Genomic DNA, 23,013 nt, shown 5'->3' with positions numbered 1-23,013 from the left:
CTGGCCTCATGACTGCGAAGACCCGTATCTCCACCGACGCCGCCCCCGCTCCCGCCCACACCTTCTCGCAGGGCGTGCGCAAGGGCCCCTTCGTCCAGGTCTCCGGCCAGGGCCCGGTCGACGCCGTGACCAACGAGTACCTCTACCCCGGTGACGTCGCGGCGCAGACGACCCGCACGCTCGAGAACGTCAAGGCGATCGTCGAGGCCTCCGGCGCGACGTTCGACGACGTCGTCATGCTGCGCGTGTACCTCACCAAGCGCGAGGACTTCCCGATCATGAACGACGCCTACGGCGCATTCGTCGAAGCGCACACCACGAGCGGTGTGCTGCCCTCGCGCACCACGGTCTTCACGGGCCTGCCGCGCGAGGAGATGCTCGTCGAGATCGACGGCATCGCGATCGTCGAGTGATTCTCACGGGGAGGCCACGGGCGACCGTTGCCTCCCCGTTATATGCTCTCCGGTACTCTTGTCAAAGACGGCACGTTAGATAACCGGGGGGTGAAGTTCGTGACGGATGTGATCTCGACTCACGAGGCTGCGACAGAAGCGCTCGACGGAGCGCCGACCGCGGCGGAGTCCGAGCCGCCCACAGGCGAGCAGCCCCTCGCGTGGGCTCCGAACGAACCGGCCCCCAAGAAGCGCCGCCTGGGCCTCTGGATCGGCCTCGGCCTCGGCGTCGTGGCCATCGGCGCCGGTGCGGCCTCGATGATCCTCATCGCCCCCGGCACCACGGTCGCCGGCATCAACGTCGGGTGGATGACGCCCGGAGCGGCGAACGACGCGATCGAGTCGCACCTCGCCGACACGCAGATCACTCTCACCGGAGCAGGCGACGGCACGGTGCTCACCGGCAGCGATCTGGGCATCGCCCTCGACGGCGAAGCGCTCAGCAACCAGGCCTTCGCCGAGCGTCCGATGTGGAACCTCGGCGCCTGGATGGGCGAGCCGATCGCCGGAGACATCACGCTCGACGCTGCGACGGCCACCAGCGCCCTGCGCGACGCCGTGCCCTCCAGCTTCGTCGACCCCACCGATGCGGGCGTCACCTTCGACGCCGCCAGCGGAACATACGTCACGATCCCCGCCGAGGCCGGCACCGCGATCGACGTCGACGCCCTCACAGCCGCGATCATCGACACCGTCGCCGCCGGCGGCTCGAACGTCGAGTTCTCGGGCGACCCGACCGAGGCCGCGGCCGCCGTCACCGACGACGACGCCGCGACCACCGCCGCCTCGCTGAACACCCTGCTCGGCACCGCCGGGTTCTACGTGGGCGAGGAGCGCACCGTGCCGCTCACGGCCGACGTCGTCGCCTCGTGGCTCACCGTCACCGACGAGGGCGGCCAGCTGGCCGTCTCGGCCGACGCCGCGGAGATCCAGAAGACCGTCGACCTGCTGCCCGGGATCGTCGACCGCGCACCCGTGAACGCGAGCAACATCGTCGACTCGGCCGGCAATGTGCTCCGCTCCGAGACCGAGGGCGTCACCGGACGCACGATCGGCGAGACGACCGGCATCGCCGACGACGTCGCCGCCAAGATCGAGGCGGGCGACGGGGTGTTCCCGCTCGCGGTCTCCGAGGTGCCGTTCGAGTCGGTGAACCTCTACCGCCACATCGACATCAACCTCAGCACGCAGCGCGCCACGCTCTACGAGAACGACCAGGTCGTCAACAGTTGGCTGGTGTCGACGGGCCTTCCCGGCACCCCCACACCGACGGGCGAGTTCAAGGTCTTCGCGCACACCCGCATGCAGGACATGGGCTGCTACGAGGGCGCCCCGTACTGCACCGAGGACGTCCCGTGGATCACCTGGTTCACGACCAACATCGGGTTCCACGGCACCTACTGGCACAACAACTACGGCAACCGGATGAGCCACGGCTGCGTCAACCTGCCGATCGACCTCGCGAAGTACGTCTACGACTGGTCGCCGGTCGGCCTCGAGGTCTCGGTCCACAACTGACCGACGCGGTCCACGTCTGATCCGGGATCACTCCCGAACACGAGCGGATACGACGAAGGGGCGGATGCCGAAGCATCCGCCCCTTCGTCGTGTCTGCGATCAGTTCAGCGCGTCGATGATCCCGTTCAGGGTGGCCGACGGACGCATGACCGCCGTCACGAGCGCGTCGTCGGGGCGGTAGTACCCCGCGATCTCGACGGGCGAGCCCTGCACCGCGTTGAGCTCGGCGACGATGGTCTGTTCGTTCTCGGTCAGTGCCGCGGCGATGGGCGCGAAGGCCGCAGCGAGCTCGGCATCCTTCGTCTGCTTCGCCAGCTCCTGCGCCCAGTACAGGCCGAGGTAGAAGTGGCTGCCGCGGTTGTCGATCGTGCCGAGCGCGCGACCCGGGGAACGGTCCTCCTCGAGGAAGGTTCCGGTCGCGGCGTCGAGGGTCTCGGCGAGCACGCGGGCCTTCTCGTTGCCCGTGCGGTCGGCGAAGTGCTCGAGCGAGGCCGCCAGCGCGAAGAACTCGCCGAGCGAGTCCCAGCGCAGGTAGTTCTGCTCGACGAGCTGCTGCACGTGCTTGGGCGCGGAGCCACCGGCACCCGTCTCGAACAGCCCACCACCGGCGAGCAGCGGAACGATCGAGAGCATCTTGGCGCTCGTGCCCACTTCGAGGATCGGGAACAGGTCGGTGAGGTAGTCGCGCAGCACGTTGCCCGTCACCGAGATGGTGTCGAGTCCGTGACGCATGCGCGCGAGCGTGTAGCGCGTGGCCTCCTCGGGGGCGAGGATCGTCAGCGTCAGGCCGTGCGTGTCGAGCAGCGCGAGACCCTGGTGCACCTTGGCGATGATCTGGGCGTCGTGCGAGCGGTTCGCATCGAGCCAGAAGACCGCCGGGTCGCCGGTCGCGCGAGCGCGGGTGACCGCGAGCTTGACCCAGTCCATGACCGCGATGTGCTTGGTCTGCGTCGCGCGCCAGATGTCTCCGGCCTCGACCTCGTGCTCGATGAGCGCGTTGCCCTCGCCGTCGAGGATCTGCACGACACCGGCCGCGGGGATCTCGAAGGTCTTGTCGTGGCTGCCGTACTCCTCGGCCGCCTGCGCCATGAGACCGACGTTCGGCACGGTGCCGATCGTGGCGGGGTCGAGCGGGCCGTTCGCGATCACGTCGTCGATGACGGCCTGGTACACGCCGGCGTACGACGAGTCGGGGATGACCGCGAGGGTGTCGTCCTCGCCGCCGTCCTGGCCCCACAGCTTGCCGCCGTTGCGCACGAGGGCGGGCATCGAGGCGTCGACGATCACGTCGCTGGGCACGTGCAGGTTGGTGATCCCCTTGTCGGAGTTCACGTACGACAGGCGCGGACCCTCGGCGATGGCCTTGTCGAAGGCCGCGGCGATCGCGGTTCCGTCGGCGACATCGGCGAGACCGGACAGGATCGAGCCGAGACCGTCGTTCGGACGCAGACCCGCCTCGGCGAGCTGCGTGCCGTAGGTCGCGAACACGTCGGCGAAGAAGGCCTTCACGACGTGGCCGAAGATGATCGGGTCGCTGACCTTCATCATCGTGGCCTTGAGGTGCACCGAGTAGAGCACGTCATCGGCCTTGGCCTGGGCGAGGGTCTCGGCGAGGAAGGCGTCGAGAGCCGCGGCCGAGAGGAAGGTCGCGTCGATGATCTCGCGCGGCAGGACCTTGAGGCCCTCCTTGAGGACGGTGACGGTGCCGTCGGCGGCCGTGTGGCGGATGCTCAGCACGTCGTCGGATGCCGCGACCCACGACTTCTCGTTGGACTTGAAGTCGTCGTGGCCCATCGTCGCGACGCGGGTCTTCGACCCCTCGGCGAAGGCCTTGTTGCGGTGCGGGTGCTTCTTGGCGTAGTTCTTCACCGCGAGGGGCGCGCGGCGGTCGCTGTTGCCCTCGCGCAGCACCGGGTTCACGGCGGAGCCCTTGATGCGGTCGTAGCGCGCGCGCACGTCCTTCTCGTCGAGCGAGGTCGGGTCGTCGGGGAAGTCCGGGATGTCGTATCCCGCCTTCTGCAGCTCGGCGATCGCGGCCTTGAGCTGCGGGATGGATGCCGAGATGTTCGGCAGCTTGATGATGTTCGCCTCGGGCAGCGTGGCGAGGCCGCCGAGCTCGGCGAGCGCGTCGCCCACCTGCTGCTCGGGCGTGAGCTTCTGCGGGAAGGCTGCGAGGATGCGGCCGGCGAGCGAGATGTCCCTGGTCTCGACCTCGATGCCCGCCTGACCGGTGTAGGCCGTGATGATCGGCAGGAGCGAGGCGGTGGCGAGCGCCGGTGCCTCGTCGGTGTAGGTGTAGATGATGGCGTCGTCAGTCACCGGATGATCTCCGTTCACAAGGGCGATTTGTCTCGATACCAAGATACCCGCAACGCTGTGGGAGAAATCTCGACCCGATCGAGTGTGCGCGTGCGCGCGAGGGGTTAGCCTGGGGTCATGTCCGAACTGCGCATGGTCGAACTCTCCGCTGCGACGATCGTCGCCGTGAACAACATGTCGCTCAAGCCCGGGCAGGAGCAGTTCCTCGCTCCGGTCTCGTACGGGATCGCGGCGACCGTCATCAACCCGGCCACGTCGTGGCAGCGGGTCGTCCTCGACGGCGATGCCGTCGTGGGCTTCGTGAGCGCCAACTTCGATCCCGAGGCCCCGGAGGATCACTTCCGCTCGGTGCTGTGGCGCATCAACGTCGACGCCGACGACCAGGGTCGCGGCGTCGGCCGGTTCGCCGTCGAGAAGTTGCTCGAGGAAGCCCGCTCCCGCGGTCTCGACCATGTCGATGTGATCTACGAGGCCGGAGACGACGGCCCCGAGGCGTTCTTCCTGCGCGTGGGCTTCACGCCCGTCGGCGAGACGGAGTACGGCGAGGTCATCGCCTCGATCCGCATCGCGTCCTGAAGCCGGCGGCGGGGTCTCGAATCCCCTCCCCCATCGAGACCCCGTCGCCTTCGGCCGGGGCGTCGGGCGACCGTGCCCGCGCGCATCTCCCCCGGCGTGACAGAAATATGTTGCGCTCGACCACAAACCGTGTCTATCATCGCTGAAGAAGCCTGAGCGAAGCGCTTCGACAATCTCACCCAGAGCGACGATGGAGTCACGATGACGACGATCCACGAGGTGGCCGCTGCCGCCGGTGTCTCGATCAGCACCGTGTCGTACGCGCTCAGCGGCAAGCGTCCCGTGTCGGAGAAGACCCGCCGCCGCATCGAGGATGCGGCGCAGACGCTCGGGTACCAGCCCGATGCCGGCGCCCGGATGCTCGCGGGCCGCCGCACCCACATCTTCGCGCTCACGGAGCCGCTGCGCGCCGACACGCACGCCCCCACGCACATGGCGTTCGTGCTGGCCACCGCCGTCGCCGCCCGCCGCCGCGGCTACGACATCCTCCTCCTCACCGACGAGCAGACCTCCGATGGGATGAACCGCGTCGCCGCGTCGAACCTCGTGGATGCGATCCTCGTGCTCGATGTGGCGCCCGACGACGAGCGCGTCGACATCGCCCGCTCGGTGCGCACGCCGACGATCTTCATCGGGCTCCCCGACGATCAGCGCGACCTCACCTGCGTCGACCTCGACTTCGAGGCCGCCGGCCACCTCGCGATCGATCGACTCGCCGACGCCGGCCACACCGCGGTGCACCTCCTCGGCCAGACCGAGGTCTCGTACCGCAAATCGAACTTCCCCCGCCGACTCCTCCGCGGGGTCGAGGAGCGCGCCGCCGACCGCGGCGTCGTCCTGACCTGGACCGCGACCGGGGCCGCTGCCACCGACCCCGCTCTCGTGCGCCGATCGGCCGAAGCTGCTCTCGATGACGGCATCCGCGCGTTCGTCGTGCACGCCGTCGGCGACGTGCACGACGTGCTCCTCGAGGTGTTGGACGAACGCGGCCTCGCGCTCGGCGTCGACGCCTCGGTCATCTCGGCCGCGGCATCCTTCGACACCTCCGTACTCGCAGCGCCGATCGACACCATCCCGCTCGTGCCGCAGCAGTCGTGCGAGCTCGCGGTCGACATCGCCGTGCGCCACCTCGACGAGACGAACGTGCCGCCCGAGATCCACCTCATCGCGCCCGAGTACCACGGCGCGGGTTCCGTCCGACCGCCCCGCGACTGACCTCGCCCTCACACCTCCCTCCCGTATCGCCGAGATCGAAACGCTTCGACGATCACGCGATCGCCACAACTGAACACCCCACCGATGCAGTGTTCGGCCCTCCGGGGCCACCGAGAAAGGAGTGCCGACGATGGCACGCACGACACGCAGGACGAAGACGCTCACCGCCCTGGCCGCTCTCACCGCGACCGGTATCGCGCTGAGCGGCTGCACCGCCGGATCGTCCGACGACGGCGGAGACGGCCAGACCCTCAAGCTCTGGCACTACGAGGGCGCCGACAGCGCCATGGGCAAGGCCTGGGACGAAGCGATCAAGATCTTCGAAGAGGAGACCGGCGCGACGGTCGAGTTCGAGGAGAAGTCGTTCGAGCAGATCCAGAAGACCGCGAGCCAGGTGCTCGACACCGACGCCGCCCCCGACCTGATGGAATTCAACAAGGGCAACGCGACGGCGGGCTTCCTGGCCTCGACCGGCCTCATCACCGACATCTCCGACGCCGTCGAGGAGTACGGCTGGGACGAGAAGCTCGCCCCGTCGCTGCAGACCACGGCCAAGTACTCGGAAGACGGCGTGATGGGCGGCGACACCTGGTTCGGCGTGCCGAACTACGGCGAGTTCGTCGGCGTCTACTACAACCAGGATGCCTTCGCCGCAGCGGGACTCGAGATCCCCACCACCTACGAGGAGTTCGTCGACGTGCTCGACGCCTTCGTGGCACAGGGCATCACCCCGCTGGCCGAGGCCGGCGCCGAGTACCCGCTCGGCCAGCTCTGGTACCAGCTCGCCCTGCTCGAGGGCGACCGCAGCTTCGTCGACGCCTACCAGCTCTACGACGGAGAGGTCGACTGGCAGGGTCCGGAGATCACCTCCGCGACCGAGACCCTGAAGGAGTACGTCGACAAGGGCTACATCGCCTCCGACGTCTCCTCCGTCAAGGCCGAGGACGCCGGTGTCTCGTTCATCAACGGCACCTCGCCGATCTTCGTGTCGGGCTCGTGGTGGTTCGGCCGCTTCGTCGCCGAGGCCACCGGCTTCGAGTGGACGATGAACGCCTTCCCGGGCGCCGATCTCTCGCTCGGCTCCTCGGGCAACCTCTGGGTCGTTCCCGAGAACGCCGCCAACAAGGAGCTCGCGTACGAGTTCATCGACATCACGATGCGCCCCGAGATCCAAGCGATCATCGGCAACAACGGCGGCCTCCCCGTCGCCGCCGACACCGCCGACATCACCGACGAGAAGAGCGCCGCGCTCATCGAGACGTTCAACGGCGTGCTCGACGCCGACGGCCTGTCGTTCTACCCGGACTGGCCCGCACCCGGCTTCTACGACGTGATCGTGCAGGAGCTGCAGGGTCTGGTCACCGGCGTGCAGGATGCCGAGACCACGAACGCGAACCTCGGCGAGCAGTACGACGAGGGCACCGCCGAATTCCGTTGATCCGCCCGCGGGGGCGGCGCCCGACCGGCGCCGCCCCCGCACCCTCCTGGAGATGAACATGTCACTCGCCACCCGCGAGGGCCGCCGCACCAAGCTGCCGCCCGAAGAACCGTCGATCCCGCAGCGCAGCGGTGGGACCGGGGCCTACTGGATGTACCTGCTCCCCGGCTTCGTGCTGCTGCTCGTGGTCGTCATCGTCCCGCTGATCTGGAACGTGTACCTCACCTTCACGAAGTGGAAGGGCGTACGCACGCCGGAGTTCATCGGTCTCGAGAACTGGCAGAAGATCCTCACCGACAGCGACTTCTGGACCTCCTTCACCAACTCGGTGTGGATGATCCTCGCGATGGTCGTCGTGCCCACGATCATCGGCCTCATGGTCGCCGCCCTCCTGTTCGACGTCGTCGGACGCAAGTTCGGCGGCAAGGTCGGCAGCTTCCTGCGGGCCACCTACTACCTCCCCCAGATCCTTCCGATCGCCGTCGCCGGCATCGTGATCGGCTGGATCGTGCGCCCCGGCGGCGACGGCGCGCTCAACCAGATCCTCGCCTGGTTCGGCATCCCCGCCTACGACTGGCTCGGCCAGATGCCCTCCGCGCTCATCGTGCTGATGGTCGTGATGGTCTGGGTGCAGCTCGGCTACCCCGTCGTGGTGTTCATGGCCGCGCTCCAGCGCGTCGACCCCGAGCTCTACGAGGCGGCCGAACTCGACGGCGCGAATTGGTTCCAGCGCTTCTCGGCGATCACGATGAGCATCATCCGCCCCGAGATCTTCGTCGTCACCCTCACCTGCACCATCGCGGCGCTCAAGGTGTTCGGCCCGGTGTACATCATCACCCGCGGCGGACCGGCGGGGTCCACCCTCGTCCCGGCGTACTACGCCTACCAGGAGTTCTTCACCAAGCGGAACGTGGGCTACGGCGCCACGATCGCGACCGTGCTCACGATCGTCGTGGTCATCGTGTCGATCATCTTCATCCGCGTCCAGAACTCGCTCGAGCGCAAGGAAAGGGCGGGTCTGTGATGCACGCCACCACCGCCATCGTCACCGGCAAGAAGGCCGCGAGCCGTCCGCGCGGCGGCATGACCAAGAAGCGTCCCGTCGACTGGCTCCTGCTGGCGCTCGTCATCGTCGGCGCGCTGCTCGTGATCGCGCCGTTCTACCTCGTGCTCGTGAACTCCTTCAAGTCGCCGCTCGACTACGCGACCTCCGGCCCCCTCGCCTTCCCCGAGACCCTCGACTTCGGTGGGATCATCAAGTTCTGGGAGCGCGTGAACTTCCCCGAGAAGGTCTGGAACTCGATCTTCATCGCCGGCATCGTCTCGGTGCTCGCGGTCGTGATCTCGATGCTCAACGCCTTCGCGATCGGGATCGGACGCGTGCGCGGACGCTCCTGGATCGTGCTGCTCTTCCTGCTCGCGAACCTGCTGCCGCAGGAGGCGCTGCTGTACCCGCTGTACTACATGTTCAAATCGGTCGGACTGTACGACAACGTCTGGTCGGTCATCATCGTGTTCACGGTGATCCAGGCCGCGTTCGGCACGTACCTGCTGTCGTCGGTGTACGGCACCTTCCCCAAGGAGATCCTCGAGGCCGCCTCGCTCGACGGCGCGACCCGCTGGCAGATCCTGTGGCGCGTCGTCTTCCCGATCAGCCGCCCGACGCTGTCGGTGCTGCTCATCTTCTTCTTCATCTGGACGTGGAACGAGTTCCTCATCCCGCTGACGTTCCTCGCGTCGAACGCCAACCAGACCGTCCCGGTCGCGATCAGCGTGCTGCAGGGCGACCGCCTCATGGACGTCACCACCACGAGCGCCTCGGCCCTGCTGGGCATCATCCCGACGCTCATCTTCTTCCTCATCTTCCAGCGCACCCTCACCCGGGGCATCACGGCAGGAGCAGTCAAGTAATGAAGTTCACCGACGGGTTCTGGCAGCTGCGCCCCGGCGTCACCGCGCTGTACGCGCAGGAGGCGTACGACATCGCCGAGACCACCCAGACCCCCGACGGCCCAGGTCTCGTCATCACCGCTCCGACGATGGTGATCTCCAAGCGCGGCGACACCCTCAACCGGCCCGTGCTCACGACCACCCTCTCCTCCCCCGCCGAGGGCGTGATCCGGGTGCGGATCGCCCACCACAACGGCCGGCGGTGGCACGGCGGCTTCGCCCTCCCCGGTGCCGGTGGTGCCACGGCATCCGTGTCGGTGTCGGACGCCGGCGGCGTCCTCGACGCGGGCTCCCTCGTGGCGACGGTCACCCCCGGTGCCCCGTGGGACCTGTCGTTCGCGGTCGACGGACGCCGGGTCACCGGCAGCGGGCACAAGGCGCAGGGATACGTCCAGCTCGCCGAGGGCGCCCAGGTCGACCCGGGGATCGTGAGCAACGCGCGTCAGGGCGGCGGGATGCCGGCGGCATCCGTCTTCGTGCACGAGCAACTCGACCTCGGCGTCGGCGAGCAGATCTACGGACTCGGCGAGCGCTTCGGTCCGCTGGTCAAGAACGGCCAGACGGTCGACGTGTGGAACGCCGACGGCGGCACCTCGAGCGAGCAGGCGTACAAGAACGTGCCGTTCCACCTCTCGAGCAGGGGCTACGGCGTACTCGTCAACGACCCGGGACACGTGTCGTACGAGATCGGCTCGGAGGCGGTCGAGCGCGTGCAGTTCTCGGTGTCGGGCGAACAGCTGGAGTACTTCGTGATCGCGGGGCCCACCCCCAAGGACGTGCTCGGGCGCTACACCGCCCTCACCGGTCGCCCGCCCGTGGTGCCGGCCTGGTCGTACGGACTGTGGCTGTCGACGAGCTTCACGACCGACTACGACGAGCAGACCGTCAACTCCTTCCTCGACGAGATGGCGGCCCGCGAACTGCCCGTGTCGGTCTTCCATTTCGACTGCTTCTGGATGCGCGAGTTCAACTGGTGCGACTTCGAGTGGGACCCGCGGGTGTTCCCCGACCCCGAGGGAATGCTCGGCCGCCTGCACGACAAGGACCTGCGCGTCTGCGTGTGGATCAACCCCTACATCGCCCAGCGCTCCCCCCTGTTCCGCGAGGCGGCCGACCAGGGGTTCCTGGTGAAGCGCGCCGACGGCTCGGTGTGGCAGTGGGACCTCTGGCAGGCGGGCATGGGGCTCGTCGACTTCACGAACCCCGAGGCGACGGCCTGGTACCAGTCGAAACTGCGCGCTCTCGTGGCGCAGGGCGTCGACTGCTTCAAGACCGACTTCGGCGAGCGCATCCCGATCGACGTGGTCTGGGCCGACGGCGCCGACCCCGAGCGCATGCACAACCTCTACACCGACCTCTACAACCGCGCCGTGTACGACGTGCTCACCGAGGCGCGCGGCGAGGGCGATGCCGTGCTCTTCGCCCGCTCGGCGACCGCGGGCGGGCAGAGCATGCCCGTGCACTGGGGCGGCGACTCGACGTCGACCTACACGTCGATGGCCGAGACCCTGCGCGGCGGCCTCTCGCTCGCCCTCTCGGGCTTCGCCTTCTGGAGCCACGACATCGGCGGGTTCGAGGGGATGCCGGATGCCGGCGTCTACAAGCGCTGGACAGCGTTCGGCCTGCTCGGCTCCCACTCGCGGTTCCACGGCTCGAGCTCGTATCGGGTGCCGTGGGCGTTCGACGACGAGGCGGTGGAGGTCACGCGTCGCTTCACGCACCTCAAGATGCGCCTCATGCCCTACCTGTACGCGCAGGGCCTCGACGCGGCCGCCACGGGTGTGCCGCTGATGCGGCCAATGGTGCTCGAGTTCCCCGACGACCCGGCGACGGCGTACCTCGACCGCCAGTACATGCTCGGCTCCGACCTGCTCGTGGCCCCCGTGTTCACCGAGGACGGCGAGGTCGAGTTCTACCTGCCGGCCGGCGAGTGGACCTCGCTGCTCACGGGCGAGACGGTGACCGGCGGCGGGTGGCGGCGGGAGCGGCACGGCTTCGATTCGCTCCCCCTGTACGTGCGCCCCGGAACCGTGCTCCCCTGGGGCGCCCGGGTCGATCGACCCGACTACGACTACCATGACGGATTGCAGCTGCGCGTCTTCGCGGGCGGCACCGGCACCGCGGCCGTCACCGTCACGAATCCCGACGGTCGCACCGAGACCTACACGGCCGACCTCGAGGAGATCACCGCATGACCACGCTGTTCACCCCCCGCGACGACTACCGGGGCTCGGGACTCGTCTTCCCCGCGGACTTCACGTTCGGGTCGGCGACCGCGTCGTACCAGATCGAGGGAGCCGCCGCCGAGGACGGGCGCACCCCCTCGATCTGGGACACGTTCAGCAAGACCCCCGGCAAGGTGTGGAACGGCGACACGGGAGACGTGGCCTGCGACCACTACCACCGCACCGAGGAGGACCTCGACCTGATGGCCGACCTGGGGCTGCAGGCCTACCGGTTCTCGATCGCGTGGCCGCGCATCGTCCCCACGGTGTCCGGCGGGGTGAACCAGGCCGGCGTCGACTTCTACTCGCGTCTCGTCGACGGGCTGCTCGCCCGCGGCATCCGTCCCGTCGCCACGCTGTACCACTGGGATCTGCCGCAGTACCTCGAGGATGCCGGCGGCTGGACCGCGCGCTCCACGACCGACGCCTTCGAGCGGTACGCCGAGATCATGGGCACGGCCCTGGGCGACCGTGTGCACACGTGGACGACGCTCAACGAGCCGTGGTGCTCGGCCTACCTCGGCTACGGTCAGGGCGGGCATGCACCGGGGCGCCACGAACCGGCATCCGCCCTGTCGGCCGTGCACCACCTCAACTTCGCGCACGGGCGCGCGGTGCAGGCGCTGCGGGCGACCTCGACGGGCGACCCGGACTACTCGGTCACGCTGAACTTCCACGTGCTGCGCGGTCAGGGCGACGGTGCGGCCGAGGCGATGCGTCGCATCGATGCCCTCGCGAACCGCGCGTTCACCGGTCCGATGCTGCGCGGCGAGTACCCCGACGATCTGCTCGACGACACATCCTCGGTCACCGACTGGTCGTTCGTGCAGGAGGGCGACCTCGCCACGATCCACCAGCCGATCGACGTGCTGGGAGTCAACTACTACTCGACCGCGACCGTGCGGCTCTGGGACGGCGTCTCGCCGAAGCAGCAGAACGACGGCCACAAGGGCACCGAGGGCGGCACCGCCTGGCCGGGCAGCGATCAGCTCGTCGAGTTCGTCGAGCAGCCGGGCCCGTACACGGCGATGGGCTGGAACATCGCACCCGAGGGACTCGAGGAGCTGCTCGTGTCACTCTCGGAGCAGTTCCCGGAGCAGGCGCTCATGGTCACCGAGAACGGCGCCGCGTTCGACGACGAGGTCTCGGCCGACGGCACCGTTCCCGACCCGGAGCGCACCGACTACCTGCGTCGGCACTTCACCGCGGCGCACCGGGCTCTCGAGCGCGGCGTCGACCTGCGCGGATACTTCGTCTGGTCGTTGCTCGACAACTTCGAATGGGGCTACGGCTACGCCAAGCGGTTCGGCATCGTGCGGGTCGACTTCGACACGCTCGAGCGCACCGTGAAGGACTCCGGTCACTGGTACCGCGAGCTGGTGCGCAACCGCACGATCGCTCCCTGAGCGAGCGCGGTGGGGTCCCGCTGATCCTGGCGGGATCTCACCGATCGCGGTCGTCCCGGCTCTCCCGGTCGTCGCCGCGCGGGCGCTTGCGCGCCGACCACGCGGCGAAGGCGGATGCCGCCGCTCCCGCCGCACGATCGATCGCCTCGGCGGAGCGCGAGATCGCGTCCTGCGCGGCGTCCTGCCATCCGACGCTCGCCGTCGTGTCCCCCCGCCCGCGCGCGGTGTGCTCGGCGATCTCGAAGGCACGGGCGAGCGCGTCGACGGCGTCGCGGTAGTCGGCGAACTCCGCGGGCGTCGGACGCTCCCCCGCCGTGCGCCGCGCCTCCGCCGCACGATTCGCCGCGTGGAAGTATGCCGCCGTCGCCGGCTGCTTCACGTCCGACATCGCCGGGTAGGCGATCTGCAGACCGGGATCGGTCTCGTAGGTCATCCAGCGCGCGACGATCGCATCGTGGTCGGCGCGCAACCGCTCCAGCGGGCGAGGGGCGGATGCCGCGGGGAGCGCGGCGCGGGCCGCGTTCAGGCGCACCTGCTTCGCGCGCACATCGGCCGCGGCCGCCTTCGCATCGCGCTCGGCGTCGCGCAGCATCCGTTTCGCGCTGGCCACGTGCTCCGCCGTCGCCCGGCGTGCGGTGCGTTCGGCTGCGATGCGGGTGTGATCGGCGCGCGCGATCTTCACGGCTGCGCGCTTCTCGACCACCGCGACCTTCGCCGCTCGCAGGTCATGGCGCGCGGCATCCACGGCGAGGCGTCGACCACTGCGCGTGCTGCGACGCCGCAGCCCGACGGCGCCCGCGGTGACACCGCCGGCGCCGACCGCCGCGATCCACCACCACTCCCCGAGGAGCATCAACGGGTCCATCCTCCGATGCTATCGAGCCGCTGGCCGGGGCGCTGAGCAGGACCGGGGAGGGAACCTCACTGAACAGGTGTCGAATCCTTCCGGAAACCCCTGTCCCGGGGGGCCGCACGGGGGTACGTTGATCCTGCTCATCACTCCCCGATGGGCGCACAAGCCCACACCGCCGCACCGACCACGATTCGGTGCGGCACCGACGATGGAGGCCCACATGGGATTCGTAACCACGGAAGACGGCGCGGAGATCTTCTTCAAGGACTGGGGTCCGCGCGACGCCCAGCCCATCATGTTCCACCACGGCTGGCCTCTGTCGTCCGACGACTGGGACGCGCAGATGCTGTTCTTCCTGTCGAAGGGCTTCCGCGTCGTCGCCAGCGACCGTCGCGGTCACGGACGCTCCTCGCAGATCGGCACCGGGCACGACATGGACCACTACGCCAGTGACGCGTCGGCGGTCGTCGAGCACCTCGATCTGCGGAACGCCGTGCACATCGGCCACTCGACCGGAGGCGGCCAGGTCGCCCGCTACGTCGCCAAGTACGGCCAGCCCCAGGGGCGCGTCGCGAAGGCCGTGCTCGTCTCGGCCGTTCCGCCGCTGATGGTGCAGACCGAGGCGAACCCCGAGGGCACGCCGATCTCGGTCTTCGACGGTTTCCGCGAAGCGCTCGCAGCGAACCGCGCCGACTTCTTCCAGCCCGTCGCCTCCGGTCCCTTCTACGGGTTCAACCGCGAGGGCGCAGCCGTCTCCGAGCCCGTCGTCGCCAACTGGTGGCGCCAGGGGATGACCGGCAGCGCGCTCGCGCACTACGAGGGCATCAAGGCGTTCTCCGAGACCGACCAGACCGAGGACCTGAAGTCGATCACGGTTCCGGTGCTGGTGCTGCAGGGCGACGACGACCAGGTCGTGCCGTACAAGGATGCCGCGCTGAAGCAGCACGAGCTCCTGCCGAACTCCGAGCTCAAGATCTACGAGGGTTACCCGCACGGCATGCTCACCACGCACGCCGACGTGATCAACCCCGACATCCTGGCGTTCATCCAGGCGTAGTCGCGGCCGCTCCACACGCAGACGGCGCACCTCGGGATCTCCCGGGGTGCGCCGTTCCGCGTCGTGCCGTGCGACGGCTCGTCGCGTCAGACCAGCGTCTCCTGCCATGCCGCGTGCAACTGGGCGAACTTGCCCGTGCCGCCGATCAGGGCATCGGGGGTGTCGTCCTCGATGATCTCGCCGTGCTCCATCACGAGCACCCGGTCGGCGATCGCGACGGTCGAGAGCCGGTGGGCGATGATGATCGCGGTCCGGTCGGCGAGCAGCGTCTGCAGGGCATCCTGGATCAGCCGCTCCGAGGGGATGTCGAGTGACGCCGTCGCCTCGTCGAGGATCAGCACCGCGGGGTCGGCGAGGAACGCACGGGCGAACGAGATCAGCTGACGCTGACCGGCCGACACGCGGCCACCGCGCTTGTTGACGTCGGTGCCGTAGCCGTCGGGCAGCGCCTCGATGAACCCGTCCGCGCCCACGGCCCGGGCGGCAGCGCGGATCTCGTCGAGCGAGGCGTCGGGTTTGCCGAGTGCGATGTTGTCGGCGACGGTGCCGCTGAACAGGTAGGCCTCCTGCGTGACCATGACGATCGCGCGGCGGAGGTCCTTCGGGTGCAGCGAGCGCAGGTCGACGCCGTCGAGCGTCACCGTACCCTTCGACGGGTCGTAGAAACGCGAGATGAGCTTCGCCAGCGTCGACTTACCCGCACCGGTCGTGCCGACCAGCGCGATCGTCTGCCCCGCGGGGATGTCGAGCGAGAAGTTCGGGAGGATCGTCTTCTCACCGTTGTACCCGAAGGTCACCTCGTCGAACTCGATGTGCCCGCGCGACTCCCACAGGTCGACCGGCTTCTCGGGGTCGGGCACCGTCGGCACCTCCTCGAGCACGCCCGACACCTTCTCGAGCGCGGCGGTGGCCGACTGGTAGGAGTTGAGGAACATCGCGATCTCCTGCATGGGCGCGAAGAAGTTGCGCACGTACAGCACCGCCGACAGCAGCACGCCGACGGTCAGCGCGCCCTCGGCGACGCGCACGCCGCCCCAGAGCACGACGATGCCGAGCGTGAGCGCCGCGACGCCCATCAGGCCGGGCTCGAAGGTGCCGAACAGCATCAGCGAACGGCGGTTGACGTCGCGGTACTCCCCCGAGATCTTCTGGAAGGCGACGTCGTTGCGGGGTTCCTTGCGGAACGCCTTGACCGCGCGGATGCCGGTCATGGTCTCGACGAACTGCACGATCACCTGTGCGCTGATGACGCGCGACTCGCGGTAGACGAGCTGCGACCGCGAGTAGAACCAGCGCATCAGGAAGAACAGCGGAACACCCGCGATCGCGAGGATGAGTCCGGACTGCCAGTCCCAGATGCACAGCGCGATGAAGGTGAACAGGCCGAAGAGCACGCCGGAGACGAGCTCGTTGAGGCCGCCGTCGAGCAGCTCGCGGATCGAGTCGAGGTCGCTCGTCTGACGCGAGATGATGCGCCCGGAGGTGTACGACTCGTGGAACTCGAGGCTCAGACGCTGCGTGTGCAGGAAGATCCGCTTGCGCAGATCGAGCAGCACCGCCTGCGTCAGCTTGGCGGCGATGATGACGTACCAGGCGATCATCACCGCGGCGACGACCCCTGCGAGCAGGTAGACGCCGCCGATCATGAACGTCGGCATCCAGTCGGAGTGCTCGATCACGGCCGGCAGCGCACGGTCGAGCCCGATGCTGATGAGGATGGGGCCCGCGACCTGCAGCGCGGTCGAGATGACGAGCACGACGGCTGCCAGCACGATGCGCGCCTTGAGCGGCCGCACGAGCGAGCCGAGCAGACGCAGCGAGCGCTGCCGGATGGCCCTGCTCTCCTCCTTGGTGTACCGGGAGCGGTCTTCGTCCTGCGTTCCGATGAGGGCGCTCATGACCGCACCTCCTTCTCGGTGATCAGATCTTCGTCGGGCTGCTCGCCGTTCTGGGCGCGGATGCCCGCCTCGATGTCGTGAGCCTCGTCGGCCTCGTCGTCGCGGATCACGGGGATCGCGCCGGTGCGCGCCGCTTCCTCGGCCTCGAGGCTGGAGATGACGTGACGGTAGTGGCGGCTGCTGCGCAGCAGCTCGCTGTGCGTGCCGACGGCGGTGATGCGCCCGGCCTCGAGCAGCGCCACGCGGTCGGCGAGGGCGACGGTCGACGGCCGGTGCGCGACGATCATCGCGGTCGTGTCGGCGAGCACGTGGCGCAGCGCCTCCTCGACGAGCGCTTCGGTGTCGACGTCGAGCGCCGAGAGGGGGTCGTCGAGCACGAGCACCTTCGGCTTCGCGGCGACCGCACGCGCGAGCGCGAGTCGCTGTCGCTGACCGCCCGAGAGACTCAGTCCCTCTTCACCGATGACCGTCTCGACGCCATCGGGCAGCGCGTCGACGAACGATGCCTGGGCGACGTCGAGGGCTTCGCGCAGGACGCGCTCGGCCTCGTCGCTGTGCACGTCGAGCTCGGCGCGACCCAGCAGCACGTTCTCGCGCACGGTCGCCGAGAAGAGCGTCGCGTCCTCGAACGCCATCGCGATGTGCTGGCGCAGTTCGGCCAGCGGCAGGTCGCGCACGTCGACGCCGTCGAGCGTCACGGAACCGCCGGTCACGTCGTAGAGGCGGGTCGGCAGCGTCGTGAGGGTGGTCTTGCCGCTGCCGGTGAGGCCGACCAGCGCCATGGTCTCGCCCGGCCGCAGCACGAGGTCGATGCCGTCGAGCAGGTCGCGCTCCTGCGCGCCGGCGTCCTGGTAGCGGAAATGCGCGTTCTGGAATGCCAGCTCGCCCCGCGGGTTCTCGATGTGCACGGGGTTCTCGGGGTCGGTGATCGTGTTCGTCTCGGAGAAGATCTCGAACACGCGGTCGGTCGCCGTGCGGGCGTCGAGCATGAACGAGAACAGGAAGCCGATCGACTCGATCGGCCAGCGCAGCACCGTCGCCATCGCGAAGAACGCGAACAGTTCGGGCAGGTCGATCGCGCCCTGCGAGATGAGCCAGATCCCCGACATGAGGCTGAGACCGAAGGCGATCTGCGGCATGAGGTCGAGCCAGAACCAGATCGAGGCGATCGCCCCGGCCTTGCTCATCTCGGTCTCGCGCAGCGTCTCGGCCTGGCGGCTGAAGCGGCTCAGCGCATGCTTACCGCGCCCGAACGCCTTGAGCACACGGATGCCGTGCACGCTCTCCTCGACGCTCGTGGCGAGGTCGCCCGCCTGGTCCTGGCTCCGGCGGGTGAGGGCCCCGTAGCGCTTCTCGAAGAGGTAGCCGCGGATCCACAGCGGGATCGCGGTGACGATGAAGATCGTGCCCAGCAGCCAGTGCCACCGGAACAGGAGTGCCGCTCCGATGATGATCGTGAGGATGTTCACCACGAGCAGCACGAGACCGAAGGCGAGCCAGCGGCGGATGAGGCCGATGTCCTGCATCATGCGGCTCAGCAACTGGCCCGACTGCCAGCGGTCGTGGAACGCCACGGGCAGGGTCTGCAGGCGCGCGTAGAGATCGGTGCGCATGCGGTACTCGACCTCGGTCGAGGGCTTGAGCACGAACTGGCGGCGCAGGAACACCATCAGGGCTTCACCGAGGGCGAGGCCGAGAACGGCGACCGCGCCCCAGACGATCGCTCCGAGCTCGCCGGTCTGCACAGGGCCCTGGATGATCTGCTCGAGGACGATCGGGATCATCAGCGCGATGATCGCCGCGGCGAGCGCGCTGGCGGCACCGCCGGCGAGCCGCCAGATGACGGGACGGACGAAGGGCTTGAGACGCCACAGCGCTGCGGCGGTCGACAGGGAGGAGGAAGCGGGGGGATTCTGCGAGGAAGACATGTCTCTCAGACGGTTCGTGCGGAAGAGGTTGCGGAGCAGGCGGACGCCGAGCGGTCTCGGTGAGTGCAGCGGACTCGTCGAGTCCGGCGTCCGGCGGGGAAGAGGCGGGGCGCGGAGCGCGGTGCGGCTCTAGTGGAACGTGCGCACCGGAGTCGTGCCGAGAGCTGCGATCTGCGTGACCAGGATCGTGGTCATGGTGTCCTCCTCAGGGCTCGGCGGTGTCGTCCGGTCGGTGCGACAGCCCTCCAGCCTATTGCTGTGAACAAGCTGTGCGCAAGAGGAATTCCTCCTTTCCTCTCGCGCGACCCGTCGGCCCCGGTCTCTCAGCGCGCGATCTCTTCGCGTGCGAGCAGGCGCTTCTTCACGTCGAGTCCCCAGGCGAAGCCGCCGAGGGTGCCGTCGGTACGCAGCACCCGGTGGCACGGCACGAACAGCGCCGGGGCGTTGCGCGCGCAGATCGATGCCGCGGCCCGCACGGCGCGCGGGTTGTCGAGCACGGCGGCGAAGGAGGTGTACGTGAGCGGAGCGCCCGGGGCGATCTCCCGCAGCGCGGCCCAGCCCGACAGCTGCAGCGAGGTGCCCGTCTGACGCACGGGCACGGCGTCGATCGCCGCGAGGTCGCCCGCATAATACGCCTGCACGGCCGACGCTGCTTCGGTCTCGCCCTCGCGCACCTCTGCCGGGCGCACCGCCGCCGCGAGCCTTCCGAGGATCGCCCCGCGGTCGGCCGTCCAACCGGACGCCAGCACGCGCTGCTCGTCGTCGGCGAGGATGGTGAACGCCCCGTCGGGAGTGTCGATGGTCTGGATGAGGGCGGTCATGGGGTCTCCTTCGTGATCGGTGTCGTCGTGATCGGTGTCGTCGTCGCGCGCTTCGCCGAGCGGACGGGGGCCGCGCGCCAGAGGTGCGCGGTGAGGTAGCTCCGCCACGGAGCCGTCCGCTCCGCCCACGCCGTCAGGGCACGCGGTTCGCCCGGGAGACCGGAGGCCGCGGCCCCGGCTCGCATCGCGACGTCACCCGGGAGCAGGATGTCGGGGTCTCCGAGCACCCGCATGCGCACGTAGTCGGCCGTCCACGGCCCGATGCCCGGCATCGCGAGGAGCGCGGCCCGCTGCTCGGCCCCATCGTCACCGACCGTGAGGGTGAGCGAGCCGTCCGCCAGCGCGGCAGCGGCACCGGTGATGGCACGGATGCGGGCGGCCGGCCCCCGCAGCACCTCGGAGCCGTGCTCGGCGATCGCGGTCATGGTCGGGAAGAGCACACCGTCGTCGGTGCGCTCTCCGAGGGCGTCGGCGAGCGCGGTCAGCGCCGTACGGGCGGCGACGACCGTGATCTGCTGACCGACCATCGCGCGGATGAGCATCTCGTGGGGATCGGCCGCTCCCGGCACTCGGATCCCCGGGGTCGCGGCGACCAGCGGCGCGAGCTCGGGGTGCGCACCGAGCGCGTCGTCGACGGCCCGCGGGTCGGCATCCAGATCGAACAGGCGCCGCACCGTGCCCACCAGGGGCGCGAGATCACCCAGCTGCGTGACCCGGGCGCGCAGATGCAGTCGCTCGGCGGCATCCTGCCGCACCTCGAACCACGCCGGCCCTCCGCTCATGCGCAGGTGCCGTGCGAACGAGGTCTCGGTGGCCACCTCGACCCCGGGCAATGCGCGGGCCGCCATCCAGGCGAAGACGCCCGAGGCATCGAGCGGCCCGCGGAAGGGCAGCACGAGGTCGATCGTGCCGGGAGCTGCGGCCATCGGCATCCGTCGTCGCGCGCGCAGCTCGCTGGGCGTGAGGGCGAAGACCTCGCGGATCGTGTCGTTGCACTGCCGGATGCTGGCGAACCCCGCCGAGAACGCCACGTCGGAGACGGGCATGTCGGTTCCGACGAGCAACATGCGCGCCGTGTGGGCACGGTGCGCCCGGGCGAGGGCCAGCGGCCCGGCACCGAGCTCGCTCACCAGCACCCGGTTCAGATGCCGGCTCGAGTACCCGAGCCGCGCGGCGAGGCCGGACACTCCCTCGCGTTCCACCACGCCCGCGGAGATGAGTCGCATCGCACGGGCCGCGGCGTCACCGCGCAGATTCCAAGCCGGCGACCCGGGCGCCGCCTCGGGGAGACAGCGCTTGCATGCCCGGTAGCCCGCCTCGTGCGCCGCGGCGCTCGTCGGGTAGAACGTCACGTTCTCGGGCTTCGGCGTGCGCGCCGGGCAGCTCGGCCGGCAGTAGATGCCCGTCGATCGCACGGCCGTCACGAACTGCCCGTCGAAACGGGTGTCGCGTGCGTCGATCGCGCGATACCGCTCGTCGAAGTCGGTCACGGGGAGGCTCATGACTCCATGCTGTCACGGGCCTCCGACATCGACTGGCGGAAATCGGACATCACGGTGAGAGGTCACGACACGTCGCATCCGCGCGGCGCGAGACGGCGTGTCGTGACTCCTCACGCCGGCCGCCGATCGCCGATCTCCGATCGCCGAGAGACCGGACGGACCGAGGCCCCCACCCGCGGTCTGCGGATGAGGGCCTCGAGGGAACTGCGGATGCTCAGTGGAAGAAGTGGCGCTCTCCCGTGAAGAACATCGTGACGCCGGCCTTGCGGGCCGCATCCACGACCTCCTCGTCGCGCACCGAGCCACCCGGCTGCACGATCGCGGTCACACCGGCGTCGATGAGCACCTGGGCGCCGTCGGCGAACGGGAAGAACGCGTCGGATGCCGCGACCGAACCGCCCGCGCGCTCGCCCGCGCGCTCGACCGCGAGGCGGCACGAGTCGACGCGGTTGACCTGGCCCATGCCGACGCCGACCGTGGCGTTGTCCTTCGCGAGCACGATCGCGTTCGACTTGACGGCGCGGCACGCCTTCCACGCGAAGATCAGGTTCTCCATCTCGAGGTCGCTCGGGCGCTCACCGGAGACGAGCTCCCAGTTCTTGGCGACCGAGACGATGTCGTCGGGGAACCGGTCGGCGTCCTGCAGCAGGAGTCCGCCCGAGACCAGGCGCACGTCCATGCGCTCCTGCTGCCAGTCCTCCGGCAGCTGCAGCAGACGCAGGTTCTTCTTCGCCTTGAACACCTCGAGGGCGGCGGGCTCGAACGCGGGGGCGACGATGACCTCGGTGAAGATGTCCTTGAGGTTCTCGGCCATCTTGAGCGTCACGGTGCCGTTCGCGGCGATCACTCCGCCGTACGCCGAGACCGGGTCGCACTCGTGCGCGCGCAGGTGCGCGCTGGCGATCGGGTCGAGGGCGTTCGGAGCGGTCGTCGCGATGCCGCACGGGTTGGCATGCTTGATGATCGCGACGGCCGGCTTGATCATGTCGTAGGCGGCGCGCAGGGCGGCATCCGCGTCGACGTAGTTGTTGTACGACATCTCCTTGCCCTGCAGCTGCGTGGCCTGGGCGATGCCGTGACCGCCCGCGCGCGTGTAGATCGCACCGCGCTGGTGGGAGTTCTCGCCGTAGCGGAGCGTCGCGAGGCGCTCGGCCTGGATCGTCAGGTGCGCCGGCAGGTCGCCGTCGTCCTGGAGGGTGCCCTCGGCGAACCACGACGCGACGGCCGTGTCGTAGGCGGCGGTGTGCGCGAACGCGCGGGCCGCGAGCTCGCGCCGCTGCGACAGCGAGGTGCCGCCCTCGGCGATCGCCGAGATGATCCCGGGGTACGACTGCGGCGAGACGACGATCGCCACGTTCGCGTGGTTCTTGGCGGCGGCGCGCACCATGGCGGGCCCGCCGATGTCGATCTGCTCCACGACGTCGTCGCCCTGGGCGCCCGAGGCGACGGTCTCGACGAACGGGTACAGGTTCACCACGACGAGCTCGAACGGTGCGATGTCGAGGTCGGCGAGCTGACGCTCGTGGTCCTCGAGGCGCAGGTCGGCGAGCAGGCCGCCGTGGATCTTCGGGTGCAGGGTCTTGACGCGACCGTCGAGCATCTCGGCGACACCGGTCACCGCGGCGACGTCGGTCACCTCGAAGCCGGCCTCGCGGATGGTCGCCGCGGTCGAACCGGTCGACACGATCTGCACGCCGGAGTCGGCGAGCGCCTTCGCGAGGACGAGCAGATCGGTCTTGTCGCTCACCGAGACGAGCGCCCGGCGGATCGGCACCGTGTCGCGATCGCGGTACAGCGAGGGGTCGTGGCGGGGGCCGGCCATGGTGATGCTCCTTCGTGCGTCGGGCGTGAGAGG

General features: G+C 69.3%; 17 protein-coding genes. 10 read left to right on the top strand and 7 right to left on the bottom strand.

What is annotated here, in order from left to right:
- Positions 1–8 precede the first annotated feature (8 nt).
- Both ACZ5Y9_RS06190 and ACZ5Y9_RS06185 read left to right on the top strand, forming a co-directional pair.
- Positions 9–413: a RidA family protein gene (locus ACZ5Y9_RS06190; protein WP_247623118.1), complete on the top strand. Its 405-nt coding sequence runs from the start codon at positions 9–11 to the stop codon at positions 411–413.
- 90 nt (positions 414–503) lie between these two features.
- A complete protein-coding gene (locus ACZ5Y9_RS06185) occupies positions 504–1,970 on the top strand; it encodes a L,D-transpeptidase family protein (protein WP_464472555.1) in 1,467 nt (488 codons plus the stop codon).
- 99 nt (positions 1,971–2,069) lie between these two features.
- On the opposite strand, the gene ACZ5Y9_RS06180 is transcribed toward ACZ5Y9_RS06185, so the two are convergent.
- The gene (locus ACZ5Y9_RS06180; RefSeq protein ID WP_464472554.1) at positions 2,070–4,289 is read right to left on the bottom strand and encodes an NADP-dependent isocitrate dehydrogenase; all 2,220 of its coding nucleotides are present in this window, start codon (positions 4,287–4,289) and stop codon (positions 2,070–2,072) included.
- Positions 4,290–4,406: 117 nt separating this feature from the next.
- Here ACZ5Y9_RS06180 and ACZ5Y9_RS06175 point away from each other — a divergent pair, with 117 nt between their 5' ends.
- From ACZ5Y9_RS06175 to ACZ5Y9_RS06145, 7 genes are all read left to right on the top strand, one after another.
- Positions 4,407–4,865 carry a GNAT family N-acetyltransferase gene (locus tag ACZ5Y9_RS06175; protein WP_247623121.1) on the top strand — a complete coding sequence of 153 codons (459 nt, stop codon included), beginning with the start codon at positions 4,407–4,409 and terminating at the stop codon, positions 4,863–4,865.
- Between the two features lie 201 nt (positions 4,866–5,066).
- Positions 5,067–6,080, top strand: coding sequence for a LacI family DNA-binding transcriptional regulator (locus tag ACZ5Y9_RS06170; protein WP_247623122.1), 1,014 nt, complete (start codon positions 5,067–5,069; stop codon positions 6,078–6,080).
- A gap of 130 nt (positions 6,081–6,210) precedes the next feature.
- On the top strand, positions 6,211–7,518 hold the full coding sequence (locus tag ACZ5Y9_RS06165; RefSeq protein ID WP_247623123.1) for an ABC transporter substrate-binding protein: 1,308 nt from the start codon (positions 6,211–6,213) through the stop codon (positions 7,516–7,518).
- 58 nt (positions 7,519–7,576) lie between these two features.
- Positions 7,577–8,542 carry a carbohydrate ABC transporter permease gene (locus ACZ5Y9_RS06160; protein ID WP_247624718.1) on the top strand — a complete coding sequence of 322 codons (966 nt, stop codon included), beginning with the start codon at positions 7,577–7,579 and terminating at the stop codon, positions 8,540–8,542.
- Positions 8,542–9,429, top strand: a complete 888-nt coding sequence (locus ACZ5Y9_RS06155) for a carbohydrate ABC transporter permease (RefSeq protein WP_247623124.1) — start codon at positions 8,542–8,544, stop codon at positions 9,427–9,429. Before ACZ5Y9_RS06160 ends, ACZ5Y9_RS06155 begins: the two co-directional genes overlap by 1 nt.
- The gene (yicI, locus tag ACZ5Y9_RS06150) at positions 9,429–11,663 is read left to right on the top strand and encodes an alpha-xylosidase (protein WP_464472553.1); all 2,235 of its coding nucleotides are present in this window, start codon (positions 9,429–9,431) and stop codon (positions 11,661–11,663) included. Before ACZ5Y9_RS06155 ends, yicI begins: the two co-directional genes overlap by 1 nt.
- Positions 11,660–13,099: a GH1 family beta-glucosidase gene (locus tag ACZ5Y9_RS06145; RefSeq protein WP_464472552.1), complete on the top strand. Its 1,440-nt coding sequence runs from the start codon at positions 11,660–11,662 to the stop codon at positions 13,097–13,099. Before yicI ends, ACZ5Y9_RS06145 begins: the two co-directional genes overlap by 4 nt.
- Positions 13,100–13,136: 37 nt before the next feature.
- Here the strand turns inward: ACZ5Y9_RS06145 and ACZ5Y9_RS06140 are convergent, their stop codons facing one another.
- Positions 13,137–13,964: a hypothetical protein gene (locus ACZ5Y9_RS06140; RefSeq protein WP_464472551.1), complete on the bottom strand. Its 828-nt coding sequence runs from the start codon at positions 13,962–13,964 to the stop codon at positions 13,137–13,139.
- 208 nt (positions 13,965–14,172) lie between these two features.
- Between ACZ5Y9_RS06140 and ACZ5Y9_RS06135 the strand changes: the two genes are divergently transcribed.
- The gene (locus ACZ5Y9_RS06135) at positions 14,173–15,009 is read left to right on the top strand and encodes an alpha/beta fold hydrolase (RefSeq protein WP_464472550.1); all 837 of its coding nucleotides are present in this window, start codon (positions 14,173–14,175) and stop codon (positions 15,007–15,009) included.
- Positions 15,010–15,095: 86 nt separating this feature from the next.
- Here ACZ5Y9_RS06135 and ACZ5Y9_RS06130 read toward each other — a convergent pair whose 3' ends face one another.
- The 5 genes from ACZ5Y9_RS06130 to purH form a co-directional block, all read right to left on the bottom strand.
- Complete coding sequence (locus ACZ5Y9_RS06130) at positions 15,096–16,907, bottom strand: ABC transporter ATP-binding protein (protein ID WP_247623129.1); 1,812 nt, start codon at positions 16,905–16,907, stop codon at positions 15,096–15,098.
- Entirely contained in the window at positions 16,904–18,835 is a 1,932-nt protein-coding gene (locus tag ACZ5Y9_RS06125) for an ABC transporter ATP-binding protein (RefSeq protein WP_247623130.1), read from the bottom strand. The genes ACZ5Y9_RS06130 and ACZ5Y9_RS06125 overlap by 4 nt, the downstream gene beginning before the upstream one ends.
- Positions 18,836–19,158: 323 nt before the next feature.
- On the bottom strand, positions 19,159–19,656 hold the full coding sequence (locus tag ACZ5Y9_RS06120) for a methylated-DNA--[protein]-cysteine S-methyltransferase (protein WP_247623131.1): 498 nt from the start codon (positions 19,654–19,656) through the stop codon (positions 19,159–19,161).
- Positions 19,653–21,158, bottom strand: coding sequence for a DNA-3-methyladenine glycosylase 2 family protein (locus ACZ5Y9_RS06115; protein WP_464472549.1), 1,506 nt, complete (start codon positions 21,156–21,158; stop codon positions 19,653–19,655). Before ACZ5Y9_RS06115 ends, ACZ5Y9_RS06120 begins: the two co-directional genes overlap by 4 nt.
- A gap of 214 nt (positions 21,159–21,372) precedes the next feature.
- Entirely contained in the window at positions 21,373–22,980 is a 1,608-nt protein-coding gene (gene purH / locus ACZ5Y9_RS06110; protein ID WP_247623133.1) for a bifunctional phosphoribosylaminoimidazolecarboxamide formyltransferase/IMP cyclohydrolase, read from the bottom strand.
- Positions 22,981–23,013 lie beyond the last annotated feature (33 nt).

This window comes from Microbacterium sp. T3-8 (assembly GCF_055398145.1).
This window is presented reverse-complemented; position numbering and strand designations above follow the sequence as displayed.

Excerpts from the sequence above, each read along its gene's own strand:
- ACZ5Y9_RS06170 (WP_247623122.1), top strand. The coding sequence starts at position 5,067 with ATGACGACGATCCACGAGGTGGCCGCTGCCGCCGGTGTCTCGATCAGC.
- ACZ5Y9_RS06190 (WP_247623118.1), top strand. The coding sequence starts at position 9 with ATGACTGCGAAGACCCGTATCTCCACCGACGCCGCCCCCGCTCCCGCC.
- ACZ5Y9_RS06120 (WP_247623131.1), bottom strand. The coding sequence starts at position 19,656 with ATGACCGCCCTCATCCAGACCATCGACACTCCCGACGGGGCGTTCACC.
- ACZ5Y9_RS06175 (WP_247623121.1), top strand. The coding sequence starts at position 4,407 with ATGTCCGAACTGCGCATGGTCGAACTCTCCGCTGCGACGATCGTCGCC.
- yicI (WP_464472553.1), top strand. The coding sequence starts at position 9,429 with ATGAAGTTCACCGACGGGTTCTGGCAGCTGCGCCCCGGCGTCACCGCG.
- ACZ5Y9_RS06155 (WP_247623124.1), top strand. The coding sequence starts at position 8,542 with ATGCACGCCACCACCGCCATCGTCACCGGCAAGAAGGCCGCGAGCCGT.
- ACZ5Y9_RS06135 (WP_464472550.1), top strand. The coding sequence starts at position 14,173 with ATGGGATTCGTAACCACGGAAGACGGCGCGGAGATCTTCTTCAAGGAC.
- ACZ5Y9_RS06125 (WP_247623130.1), bottom strand. The coding sequence starts at position 18,835 with ATGTCTTCCTCGCAGAATCCCCCCGCTTCCTCCTCCCTGTCGACCGCC.
- ACZ5Y9_RS06160 (WP_247624718.1), top strand. The coding sequence starts at position 7,577 with ATGTCACTCGCCACCCGCGAGGGCCGCCGCACCAAGCTGCCGCCCGAA.
- purH (WP_247623133.1), bottom strand. The coding sequence starts at position 22,980 with ATGGCCGGCCCCCGCCACGACCCCTCGCTGTACCGCGATCGCGACACG.
- ACZ5Y9_RS06140 (WP_464472551.1), bottom strand. The coding sequence starts at position 13,964 with ATGGACCCGTTGATGCTCCTCGGGGAGTGGTGGTGGATCGCGGCGGTC.
- ACZ5Y9_RS06115 (WP_464472549.1), bottom strand. The coding sequence starts at position 21,158 with ATGAGCCTCCCCGTGACCGACTTCGACGAGCGGTATCGCGCGATCGAC.
- ACZ5Y9_RS06165 (WP_247623123.1), top strand. The coding sequence starts at position 6,211 with ATGGCACGCACGACACGCAGGACGAAGACGCTCACCGCCCTGGCCGCT.
- ACZ5Y9_RS06130 (WP_247623129.1), bottom strand. The coding sequence starts at position 16,907 with ATGAGCGCCCTCATCGGAACGCAGGACGAAGACCGCTCCCGGTACACC.
- ACZ5Y9_RS06145 (WP_464472552.1), top strand. The coding sequence starts at position 11,660 with ATGACCACGCTGTTCACCCCCCGCGACGACTACCGGGGCTCGGGACTC.